Annotated in this window: 10 protein-coding genes; 5 read left to right on the forward strand and 5 right to left on the reverse strand. The window is 39.7% G+C overall.

The annotated features are described in order from the left end of the window. Positions 1 to 99: 99 nt before the first annotated feature. The 4 genes from ACK1JC_RS07040 to ACK1JC_RS07055 all read right to left on the reverse strand — a co-directional run bounded on the left by ACK1JC_RS07040 (position 100) and on the right by ACK1JC_RS07055 (position 4929). A complete protein-coding gene (locus ACK1JC_RS07040; protein ID WP_409511151.1) occupies positions 100 to 1383 on the reverse strand; it encodes a ribonucleotide-diphosphate reductase subunit beta in 1284 nt (427 codons plus the stop codon). Positions 1384 to 1525: 142 nt separating this feature from the next. Beyond that, positions 1526 to 1657: a preprotein translocase subunit YajC gene (locus ACK1JC_RS07045; RefSeq protein ID WP_409511152.1), complete on the reverse strand. Its 132-nt coding sequence runs from the start codon at positions 1655 to 1657 to the stop codon at positions 1526 to 1528. A 57-nt stretch (positions 1658 to 1714) separates the two neighbouring features. Continuing rightward, positions 1715 to 1837: a hypothetical protein gene (locus ACK1JC_RS07050; protein WP_409511153.1), complete on the reverse strand. Its 123-nt coding sequence runs from the start codon at positions 1835 to 1837 to the stop codon at positions 1715 to 1717. A 263-nt stretch (positions 1838 to 2100) separates the two neighbouring features. Next, a complete protein-coding gene (locus ACK1JC_RS07055) occupies positions 2101 to 4929 on the reverse strand; it encodes a ribonucleoside-diphosphate reductase subunit alpha (protein WP_409511154.1) in 2829 nt (942 codons plus the stop codon). Positions 4930 to 5526: 597 nt separating this feature from the next. On the opposite strand from ACK1JC_RS07055, the gene bfmR reads away from it, so the two are divergent. Together bfmR and bfmS are read left to right on the forward strand one after the other, a co-directional pair. Continuing rightward, positions 5527 to 6243 (forward strand): response regulator transcription factor BfmR, encoded by a 717-nt coding sequence (gene bfmR, locus ACK1JC_RS07060; protein ID WP_409511155.1) that lies wholly within the window; start codon positions 5527 to 5529, stop codon positions 6241 to 6243. A gap of 63 nt (positions 6244 to 6306) precedes the next feature. Next, positions 6307 to 7932, forward strand: coding sequence for a sensor histidine kinase BfmS (gene bfmS, locus ACK1JC_RS07065; protein WP_409511156.1), 1626 nt, complete (start codon positions 6307 to 6309; stop codon positions 7930 to 7932). 70 nt (positions 7933 to 8002) lie between these two features. Here the strand turns inward: bfmS and ACK1JC_RS07070 are convergent, their stop codons facing one another. Next, positions 8003 to 8359, reverse strand: coding sequence for a hypothetical protein (locus ACK1JC_RS07070; RefSeq protein ID WP_409511157.1), 357 nt, complete (start codon positions 8357 to 8359; stop codon positions 8003 to 8005). Between the two features lie 728 nt (positions 8360 to 9087). Here ACK1JC_RS07070 and ndhC point away from each other — a divergent pair. The 3 genes from ndhC (at position 9088) to nuoC (ending at position 12197) form a co-directional block, all read left to right on the forward strand. Continuing rightward, complete coding sequence (ndhC, locus tag ACK1JC_RS07075; RefSeq protein WP_409511158.1) at positions 9088 to 9636, forward strand: NADH-quinone oxidoreductase subunit A; 549 nt, start codon at positions 9088 to 9090, stop codon at positions 9634 to 9636. A gap of 7 nt (positions 9637 to 9643) precedes the next feature. Next, positions 9644 to 10321, forward strand: coding sequence for a NuoB/complex I 20 kDa subunit family protein (locus tag ACK1JC_RS07080; RefSeq protein ID WP_409511159.1), 678 nt, complete (start codon positions 9644 to 9646; stop codon positions 10319 to 10321). 88 nt (positions 10322 to 10409) lie between these two features. Then, positions 10410 to 12197, forward strand: a complete 1788-nt coding sequence (nuoC, locus tag ACK1JC_RS07085) for an NADH-quinone oxidoreductase subunit C/D (RefSeq protein ID WP_409511160.1) — start codon at positions 10410 to 10412, stop codon at positions 12195 to 12197. Positions 12198 to 12203 lie beyond the last annotated feature (6 nt).

Below are 12203 nucleotides of genomic sequence, written 5' to 3' on the forward strand. Positions count from 1 at the left end.
TTTGTTGTGGAAAAAATCAATTGATATTGACCATATTTTTTATTTATACTGAATAATAAAACCGCCATTTTTGGCGGTTTTATTAATAATATCAATAGATTACCAGCTTAAAGCGCCACCAGTCTGATAGTCAGTAACACGCGTTTCAAAGAAGTTCTTCTCTTTACGTAAATCCATCATTTCAGACATCCATTGGAATGGATTATTTACACCAGCAAATTGTTCAGGTAAGCCAAGTTGTGCTAAACGACGGTTTGCAATGAACTTCAGGTATTCTTCCATCATTGCAGCATTCATACCCAATACGCCACGTGGCATAGTGTCACGTGCATATTCAATTTCAAGCATTGTACCTTCAAGAATCATTTGAATAATTTCTTCTTGGAACTCGGCTGTCCATAAACCTGGGTTTTCGATTTTGATTTGGTTAATCATATCGATACCGAAGTTTAAGTGCATAGATTCATCACGTAAAATGTATTGGAATTGCTCAGCAACACCATTCATTTTATTGCGACGACCCATAGATAAAATCTGACTGAAGCCACAGTAGAAGAAGATCCCTTCAAGAACACAGTAGAATGCAATCAGGTTGCGAAGCAAAATTTGATCGTTTTCAGGTGTACCCGTTTGGAATGTTGGATCACATAAAGATTGAGTATATTTCAGGCCCCATGCTGCTTTGCGTGCAACACTTGGTACTTCACGGTACATGTTGAAGACTTCGCCTTCATCCATACCTAAAGATTCGATACAGTATTGATAAGCATGTGTGTGAATCGCTTCTTCAAATGCTTGACGTAAAATGTATTGACGGCATTCAGGGTTGGTAATGTGGCGGTAAATTGCCAATACCAAGTTGTTTGCAACCAATGAATCGGCAGTAGAGAAGAAACCAAGTGAGCGCATAACAATGGTGCGTTCATCTTCAGTTAAGCCATTTTCGGATTTCCATAATGCAATATCTTGCGTCATGTTCACTTCTTGTGGCATCCAGTGGTTTGCACACCCATCTAGATACTTTTGCCAAGCCCATTCGTATTTGAATGGTACAAGTTGGTTTAAGTCAGCACGACAGTTGATCATTGCTTTGTCATCAACTTGAACGCGTTGAGCACCCATTTCAAGCTCTTCTAAGCCTGGTGCAACATCTAAAGTTTCTAAGGCGTTAGATGCTCTTGCCAATGGATCGGCTGGATCTGTTGGTCTATTGTTATTGGCTCTAGCGGGTTGTGATGCTGCCACACTCGGCGCTGAGTGCTGTGCATCAGATACCACTTGTGAATTAGTCGTTTTCTGCGGTTCGATGGGCGCAGGCTGGTCAGCTTGTGCAGCTTGTTTCGGTTCATCATCTTCGAAATCGTCCCAACTTAGGATAGACATATCAATTCTCTCTTCGTTGCTTTATATCTTTTGTTTAGACATCTCAAGCAAGAGATGTCTTACTATACGCTCATTATGTGTAAGCAAAATTAAGTTTTACCGATGACTGTCTTAATCTTGTTCGATAGATTGGGTGTCGATACTACTTATTTTGCTTACGCTGGTGTTGTTTGCGAATGGCAAAAAATGCATACGCGACAGGAACATAAAAAATCAAAAAGGCTAAGATTAGTACAAAAATGCCTAACTCGTAGTTATGACTTAAATGGAACATGATCTTATCCTTTAGTTTTTAAAGTCGAGCCCTAACGAATTAAGGCTCTTTACGAAATTACTTTTTAGATAATTTAGTTGGCTTTACTGTTTCAACAACTGTGGTTTTGGGATGCTTTTTTGCATATTCCAAAGTCACATATTGACCAGTGATAGCACTTCGAGCAGCTTTTTTCGTCATAACTCATACCTCATCGATACAAACTTAAGATGACTCTTACTGGCTCGATAGTTAATTCAATGATAGAATCGCTCTCGCATTCTCATATGCCAGCCTCGTTGTGACCATCTATGTATCACTGCGAGATTGAAAAGCCTTCTAGTTAGTTTTGACGGACGCTAGAGGGCTTTTTTATTGCTAAAATTTAGAATCCCCCTAAATCCCCCTTTGTTAAGGGGGGCTTTTCTCCCTCCTTTGGAAAAGGAGGGGTGGGGGGATTTAAATTACTGGCAAGCCTCACAATCAGGATTGTCAATTGAACACGCCATTGGCACTGGCGCTGCATTTGCAAAACCATCTTCTTCAACAGCTTCAGATTTTTTCGTTTCAACAACAGGTGTTGCTACAACAGGAGTCGCAACAGTTGTTGCTTTAACTGCGTTCAATGCACCAGTATTGATTGTTGATTTTTCAGCAGAAGTAGCACCCAAAGCACGGAGGTAATAAGTGGTTTTAAGACCACGCAACCATGCCATTTTGTACGTCATATCAAGTTTCTTACCATTTGCACCAGCGATGTAAAGGTTAAGAGATTGTGCTTGATCGATCCATTTTTGACGGCGTGATGCAGCATCAACAATCCAACGAGGCTCAACTTCGAATGCTGTTGCAAAAATTGCTTTTAATTCTTCAGGAATACGAGCAATTTTTTGTACAGAACCTTCAAAATGTTTTAGATCATTCACCATCACAGAGTCCCAAAGACCACGATCTTTTAACGCACGTACTAGGTACGGGTTGATCACTGTAAATTCACCAGAAAGGTTAGATTTTACATAGAGGTTTTGGAATGTTGGCTCAATTGACTGAGAAACACCACAAATGTTTGAAATGGTTGCAGTTGGCGCAATTGCCATCACGTTTGAGTTACGCATACCGTCTTTTTGAACTTTGGCACGTAAAGTGTCCCAGTCTAAGCGTTGAGTACGGTCAACTTCGAACATACGTTCTGGGCGTGATTTTGCAACGATGTCTAAAGAGTCAATTGGTAAGATCCCTTGATCCCACAATGAACCTTTAAATGTTTCGTATGTACCACGTTCAACGGCTAAATCGCTTGAAGTTGAAATTGCGTAGTAGCTGATGACTTCCATAGATTCATCAGCAAACTCTACAGCTGCATCTGAACCATAAGCAAGATTCATTTCATATAAAGCATCTTGGAAGCCCATGATACCCATACCTACAGGACGATGTTTCAAGTTTGATGTACGTGCTTGAGGAACAGCGTAGTAGTTGATGTCAATTACGTTGTCGAGCATACGAACTGCTGTTTTAACAGTACGCGCCAATTTCTCACGGTCTAAAACACCACCTTGAACGTGTTGTACAAGGTTAATCGAACCTAAGTTACATACTGCAATTTCATCTTTATTTGTATTTAAAGTGATTTCAGTACAAAGGTTAGATGAGTGAACAACACCTACGTGTTGTTGTGGTGAACGTAAGTTACATACGTCTTTGAATGTGATCCAAGGATGACCTGTTTCAAATAACATAGATAACATTTTGCGCCATAAGTCTTTCGCACGAATGACTTTGTGTAGCATGTTATTTTCTTTTGCGATGCCTTCGTAGTGCGCATAGCGTTCAGCAAACTCAAGACCTGTTAAATCATGTAGATCAGGTGTTTCAGAAGGTGTGAACAGTGTCCATTCACCATCTTCAAATACACGTTGCATAAATAGGTCAGGAACCCAGTTTGCTGTGTTCATGTCATGTGTACGGCGACGGTCATCACCTGTATTTTTACGAAGCTCTAGGAATTCTTCAATATCCAAGTGCCAAGTTTCAAGGTATGCACACACTGCACCTTTACGTTTACCACCTTGGTTTACTGCAACAGCAGTATCGTTGGCAACTTTAAGGAAAGGAACCACACCTTGTGATTTACCGTTAGTTCCTTTGATGTATGAGTTCAAAGCACGAACAGGTGTCCAGTCATTACCCAAACCGCCTGCCCATTTAGACAACATTGCGTTATCACGCATTGCGCCATAAATATCAAACAAGTCATCATCAATGGTGGTCAAATAACAGCTTGATAACTGAGGACGAAGCGTACCTGAGTTAAACAATGTTGGTGTAGATGCCATGTAGTCGAAGCTAGACAATAAGTCATAGAATTCGATTGCACGATCTTCACGGTTTTCTTCATTGAGTGTAAGACCCATTGATACACGCATATAGAACAATTGCGGTAATTCAAAACGTACGCCATCTGAATGGATGAAGTAACGGTCAAACAATGTTTGTAGACCTAAATAGGTAAATTGATTTGAGCGTTCAGGTTTGATCGCAGCAGCCAATTTAGCAAGGTCAAAGTTCAATAATTCTGGAGAAAGAAGATCAAGCTCAATACCTTTCTTTAAGAAAGTTTCAAGTGCATCGCCTTCAACTGTATCCGCAGCTAATTCTAAGAATGCTAAACCTGTGCTTACAAGCTCATCACGAAGTAAACGAGCAGTCACATAAGTATAGTTTGGTTCTTGTTCAATGCGTGTGCGAGTCGCCATCATCATCGTGGTCGCAATATCAGATGCTTTTACACCGTTATATAAGTTTTTAACGGTTTCATCGATTACAGCTTGAACGTTGATGCCTTCCAAGCCTTCACTTGCTTTTTCAATCGTTGCTTGTAACTTGCTTAAATCGAGTGGCTGAAGCTGACCTTTCGCATCGGTAATTTGGAGCGTTGGGTGATGATGTGCATTGGTTTGCTGACGAGCAGTTGTGCGTTGTTCACGGTAAATAACATAAGAGCGAGCTACTTTTTGCTCACCTGTACGCATTAGTGCAAGTTCAACCTGATCTTGAATCTCTTCAATATGGATCGTGCCACCAGAAGGTAAACGACGGCTGAATGTATTCATCACCATTTCTGTTAATTGTGTAATACGGTCGTGAATACGGCTTGAGTCAGCACTTTGCTGACCTTCAACTGCAAGGAAGGCTTTGCCAATCGCAACAGATATTTTATCTGCATCAAAAGGTGCAACATCACCTGTACGTTTGATCACTTGAAGTTGACCGGGTGTGGTAATTACGCTCATTGTCAGCATAGCTCCATTGACATCATTGTTATGTTTATAAGCCGTTTGAATCGCACTGGAGCTAAAAAATAGTCAGGTCACGATATTTGAGGTTAAACACAAGACTTAGTGGTTTAATTTAGGTTTAGACACAAGATACGGTAATTTTTAGGTGAGATCAATATTGACATTTTGAGAAAGTTTTTTCCCTGATCAATCAGTTTTTCTACCTAGACTTGTCTATTTACAATTAGATTTGTTATATGCCTTATCAGACAAGGGCATAGCATAACAAAGACAAAACAAAGTGCTTATAGATAACTATGTGGATAAGTAAAAAAGGTGTTAACTGATCAGCTATATTATGAACAATGAAATATTTTGTTTAAAAATTAATCGTAAATATATGTGTTGTGCCAAGCTTTCTAGTTACATACAAATACATGTTAAAAGCGAATTGAATTCAATTGATAAAAAAGATAACAAATTGATATTTACATGTATCAGTTTGGTGAATGGGGTCTTGTTTACAATGTAAACGTGTGTATATTGCCAATTATAGTGTGTTGAATCTGCGACATTTACAGTAGATATGGAAACAAATTACAGGGGTCTTGTATGAGCCAGGAAGAAAAATTACCAAAAATTCTAATTGTTGAAGATGATGAGCGTCTTGCACGCCTTACTCAAGAATATTTGATTCGTAATGGGTTGGAAGTCGGGGTAGAGCCTGATGGTAATCGTGCGATTCGTAGAATTATTGCTGAGCAGCCAGACATGGTTGTACTTGATGTCATGTTGCCGGGTGCGGATGGTTTAACCGTTTGTCGTGAAGTTCGTCCACATTATCATCAACCGATTTTGATGTTAACTGCACGTACAGAAGATATGGATCAAGTTCTTGGCCTAGAGATGGGTGCAGATGACTACGTTGCAAAACCTGTACAGCCTCGTGTTTTGTTAGCGCGTATACGTGCTTTGTTACGCCGTACAGACAAAACACCAGACGATGAAGTAGCACAACGTATCGAATTTGATGATCTTGTGATTGATAATGGTGGTCGCTCAGTCACTCTTAATGGTGAGTTGGTCGACTTTACCAGTGCTGAATATGACTTGTTATGGTTGTTAGCATCAAATGCGGGTCGTATTTTATCGCGCGAAGATATTTTTGAACGTCTGCGTGGCATTGAATATGATGGTCAAGATCGCTCGATTGATGTGCGTATTTCACGTATTCGTCCAAAAATTGGTGATGACCCTGAAAATCCAAAACGTATTAAAACTGTGCGTAGTAAAGGTTACTTGTTTGTAAAAGAAACCAATGGTCTATAAATGAGTATTGGGGCTATAAATTGCCCCAATTTCCAATAGGCGAATTGTCGGTGGGTGAAGGGCGTGTCTAGACACAGTATATTTTTGCGAATTTACGCAGGATTGGTCATTTTAGTATTTCTTGTGGCGATTTTTGGTTATCTGCTGGTTCAGGTTATTAATTATCAACGTGCACAAGAATACCGAGAGTCGCTCACTGACGGTATTTCGTTTGTAATTAGCGAGGGTGTGGCAAGACAGCAAACCCAACAGCAAAAAATGGATTGGATCTCGGATGCTTCAGATTTGCTGGAGCTTCCTATTTACTATCTTGATGCTTCAAAAGTTGAATTATCTCGTACTGAAGAAAAGCGAATAGCAGAGTGTAAAGCGGTTGTTCGCTATGATGCTGAGAAAAAAACGGCTTACCTTGTGATCGGGATGAAAAATGATCCGAAACACTATTTATATATAAAGATTGAATCAATTGGTGAAAAGCAGATGAAAGCTTTGCCAATTTTTATTCTCGATTATTTAGTGTACTACCCGGGTCAAGAGCAAGAATATCTTAAAAAAATTCAGCAACATTTTTATTATCCTGTTGATATTAAAAAAACGGCGGAATTGAATTTAGATTCTGAACAGATTGGACGTTTACGAGCAGATCAAGGTGTGATTGTGTATCGAGATAGTGCTAGCGAAAATGGCACAAATATCTCGGTATTATATCCAATGCCGAATGCACTTGGTTCAGTTTTGGTTATGGGTCCAATTCCAATGTTTAATTGGATGCCATTTAAACTTGCTGCAGGCATCACCTTATTTAGTCTATTTCTCATTAGTTTAGGGGTTTACGGTTTAATTGTCCCTATACAGCGAAAATTGCGTCAGGTTAATCAAGCTTTAGATGTGATTCGAACAGGCGATATGAGTATGCGTGTGCCTGTTGAAGGTCGCGATGAAATGGCGAGCTTGGCAAGTAGTTATAATGGTATGTCGGATCATATTGAGCGTTTGATTGAGTCGCAACGAGAGTTAATGCGGGCGGTATCTCATGAGCTACGAACCCCTGTTGCACGCATTCGTTTTGCGCTTGAAATGCTTGCAGATGAAGATGAATATGAATATCGAATTCAGCAAGTCGAAATGATTGATAAAGATATTGAAGCTCTCAATACTTTGATTGATGAAATTATGACGTATGCCAAGTTGGAACAGGGGACACCATCCCTCGATTTTGAAAATATTATTTTGGTTGACGTACTTGAGCAGGTTGCAGTTGAAACAGAAGCTTTAAAAACGCATAAAATTATTCATTTAAACCCCTTGTCAGACACAGTGCGCGTAGATGCTGAACGCCGTTATTTGCATCGTGTTGTACAAAACTTGGTAGGTAATGCCATTCGGTATTGTGATAAACAAGTGACTTTGTCAGGTGGTATCGATGAAGAAACGAAGATGGCTTATGTTTGTGTTGAAGATGATGGCCCTGGAATTCCAGAAGAAGACCGTAAGCGAGTTTTTGAAGCATTTGCACGTTTAGATGATAGTCGGACACGTGCATCGGGCGGGTATGGTTTAGGCTTATCTATTGTGAGTCGGATTGCATATTGGTTTGGTGGTACGATTCAAGTAGATGCAAGTCCAACATTAGGTGGTGCGCGTTTCACTATGTCATGGCCTGTGACCCGATTTAAAAAGAAAATATGAATCATAAAAAAGCACCTTTAAAGGTGCTTTTTTATGATTCATATTTACATTAAAACAAATTTTATTTTTATTATCGATGAACTGTGGCATCTGGTGGAACGATCAGTTTTCCTGATCGAAGTGCTTCTAATGCATCACTATTAAAATCAATCAGCAAGTTGTTTTCTTGTGCATTGATATGATAGTGGCTAATAATTTTTTGATCCCCATTAAGTGTATCTACTGTGTACTCATCTGCAATATTTAAAATACCTTCTAAATTGGTCGTGGTTGATGCGAGATCATGGCGAAAGAGCTCATAAATATCACGCAAGTCAAAAATGGCATTATTTGCATCAGGATGTTTTTTAATATACCCCTCAATATGACGAATCAGCAATTGAGCAAATAAAAAATAGTCAGGTTTGTGGCTGAAATTTACGTCCATATTGTTTGTCCTCTTTATTATTGGTTTTTAGCATATACCTTAAATGTAGTTTGAAATGTATAAGATTAATTAATCATGTTGCTTATTTGAAAAATAAATTGTTGATTGATGTACATTTTGTCTATTCATACAGCATAAATATACGCACCTAGGGTTTTATGTTGGGTGTTTTTGCTTGATTGGTATTTTTTTAATAAATATCAAATTGGGATAATATTTCCAAATAAAATAATGGAAACTAATTAATAATTTCTATTATTTCCTTATCTTGATAAAAGTCATAAATTATTTTTTTGGTTTTATAGGTTGGTCAGAAGTAGGTGAGAGAGTGTAACAAGATATATTTAAAATACAATTTTATGATGAAATGATTGAATTTATATAAAAATAAACATTTTTTGAAATAATTTGACATATTCAAGATTTAATTTGGCTTGTTAAGTGTCTGATTTGTTATTTGTATTGTAAATTTGAGATACATTTTCGGAAATAATAATGACTTTTTCGATTTGAATCTAATTAAGCGATAGATTAGGTCTTTAAAGTGATAAATGCAGAGGAATTATGAAATTAGCATAAAAAATCATCCGAAAGACTTAGACCTATAAGCTAGCAACAGACCTGCTCAATCGGGTACAATTAGCCAGATTTATTTTGTGTTTGGTGTATTTACAAGGCCAATACATGCATTCTTTGTTAATAATAGGCCTGCCAGGAGTTATCCCCGCATGAGTGCCATTACTCCATACGATTGGGCAATCATTGCCTTCGTGATCGGCGTGACATTTTTATGTGTCTTTATGCTCACCGTTCCTTTACTCCTTGGGGGTAAATCATGGGGACGTGCGAAGCAAGAGCAATTTGAATCAGGTGTGGTTGGTGCTGGTGGTGCACGTATCCGCCTGTCTGCGAAGTTTTATCTTGTTGCAATTTTCTTTGTCGTCTTCGACTTAGAAGCTCTCTATCTTTATGCATGGGCTGCATCTGTGCGTGAAGTAGGTTGGGTTGGTTTTGTAACAGCCGCTGTATTTATTTTAGTTTTACTTGTTGGTCTGATTTACGAAATGTCGACTGGTGCGCTTAATTGGGCACCTTCAGATAAGCGTAAAGCAGCAGGAATTAAAGTTAAAATTGGTTCTCCTAATATGGACCTCGCAGAAATTACACGCTTTAACTCTATTGAAGAACTGGTAATGGATCCGACAGGAACAATTCCAGCTCAATCTTCTGGTCGTGTGAAAGATAAAACACCGACTCAGTCATCTGTAAAGGAGTAACCCGGGAATGAAATATACATTGACCCGTGCGAATCCAGAAGCTGACCAGTATCCACTTCAAGAGCGTCAGATTGTCACCGATCCGCTTGAAGATGAAGTGAATAAAAATGTGTTTATGACGCGTCTAGAAGACGTTGCACATACAGCTGTGAACTGGGGCCGTAAAAATTCATTATGGCCTTTTAACTTTGGTACTTCATGCTGCTACGTAGAATATGCAACAACCTTAACAGGTGTGCATGACTTGTCGCGTTTTGGTGCCGAGGTTATTCGTGCTTCACCACGTCAAGCTGACTTGATGATTGTTGCAGGAACTTGTTTTGTGAAAATGGCGCCAGTTATTCAGCGTCTATATGAACAAATGCTTGAACCTAAATGGGTCATCTCAATGGGTGCATGTGCAAACTCAGGTGGTATGTATGACATTTACTCTGTCGTTCAGGGTGTCGACAAAATCATTCCTGTAGATGTGTATGTTCCAGGTTGTCCGCCACGTCCAGAAGCTTTGATCCAAGCACTTTTATTGCTTCAGGATCAGATTCAATTGGAACGCCGTCCGCTTTCTGCCGTAATTGGTGATGATCTTAAGCCTGTATATAAGCCAAAGATGATGCCAGAACGTGATCGTAAGAATGCTGAACGTATTGCGGTGAAAAACTTACGTTCAATGGACGAAATTGAGTAATTTTTTCTGATGAATGTTTGACATATCTAAGACGGATATGATCATCGGAAAATTTGACAGAATTTGTATTAAATAGGAAGCCAAGCCAATGGCTGAAACTGAAATTGCTATGCCAGAATCAGCGCCTGTTGATTCCCGCCCAGCATTTGCGATCGTAGAAGATCTCAAAGCCAAATTTGGCGAGAACTTTTACGTGCAAACAACCTTTGAAGACTTTCCAACAGTCTGGGTTGAGCGTGCTCGCGTACAAGAAGTTTTAATGTTCTTACGTACAGTGTCACGTCCTTACGTGATGCTATTCGACTTGTCTGCGGTAGATGAGCGTTTACGTACACATCGTGATGATTTACCTGCATCTGACTTCACTGTGTTCTATCACTTGTTATCGCTTGAGCGTAACAGTGATATTCGTATCAAAGTTGCGTTAAACGAGAATGATATTAACATTCCGACTGCAACCAATATTTGGCCAAATGCCAACTGGTACGAACGTGAAGCATACGATATGTTCGGGGTCAATTTCGAAGGGCATCCAATGCTCCGTCGTATTTTGTTGCCAACCTATTGGGAAGGTCATCCACTTCGTAAAGAATATTCTGCACGTGCAACTGAATATACACCGTATATGCAGAACCAAGCGAAGCAAGATTTTGAGCAAGAACACTTACGTTTCGTTCCCGAAGATTGGGGTTTAAGTCGTGGTAATGCCGACGAAGACTTCATGTTCTTGAACTTGGGGCCGAACCATCCGTCTGCGCACGGTGCATTCCGTGTAATTTTGCAGCTTGATGGCGAAGAAGTGAAAGACTGTGTGCCTGATATTGGTTATCACCACCGTGGTGTGGAAAAGATGGCTGAACGTCAAACGTGGCATTCATTCATTCCTTATACCGACCGTGTTGACTACTTGGGTGGTTGTGCGCAGAACATGCCTTATGTGATGGGTGTAGAGCAAATGGCGGGAATTACAGTTCCTGATCGTGCGCAATGTATCCGTGTCATGATGTCTGAATTATTCCGTATCAATAACCACTTATTGTATTTGGGTACAGCGATTCAGGATGCCGGCGGTATGACTCCAGTATTCTATATGTTTGCTGACCGTCAAAAAATCTATGATGCGATTGAAGCAATCACAGGTTTCCGTATGCACCCAGCATGGTTCCGTATTGGTGGTACTGCACACGATCTTCCAAATAATTGGCAGAAACTGATCAAAGATATTTTAGATTGGTTACCAAAACGTTTGAAGGAATACCATACAGCAGCATTGAAAAACTCAGTGTTTATTGGTCGTACACGTAATGTTGCTCAATACGATGCTAAATCTGCATTGGCTTGGGGTGTTACAGGTACAGGTTTACGTGCAACAGGTATTGATTTTGACGTACGTAAATATCGTCCATACAGTGGCTATGAAAACTATGATTTTGAAGTTCCTGTAGAGTACGAAGGCGATGCGTATGCACGTGTTATGGTTCACTATCGTGAAATCGAAGAATCATTGAAAATCGTCAAACAGTGTTTGGATAACATGCCTTCTGGTCCTTATAAAGCGGATCATCCATTGGCAGTTCCACCACCAAAAGACAAGACTTTACAAGATATTGAAACCTTGATTACGCACTTCTTGAGCGTGTCATGGGGTCCTGTAATGCCTGCTGGTGAAGCATCAGTCATGGCAGAAGTGGTAAAAGGTGCATCGAACTACTACTTGACTTCTGATAAGTCAACGATGAGTTATCGTACCCGTATTCGTACACCAACGTTCACTCACTTGCAGCAAATGCCTTCCGTGATTAACGGCAGTCTTGTATCTGACTTGATCATTTATTTAGCGACAATTGACGTCGTTATGGCTGACGTGGATCGCTAAGGGGCA

Source organism: Acinetobacter sp. TY2 (genome assembly GCF_046269225.1).
In the GTDB taxonomy this organism is placed as follows: domain Bacteria; phylum Pseudomonadota; class Gammaproteobacteria; order Pseudomonadales; family Moraxellaceae; genus Acinetobacter.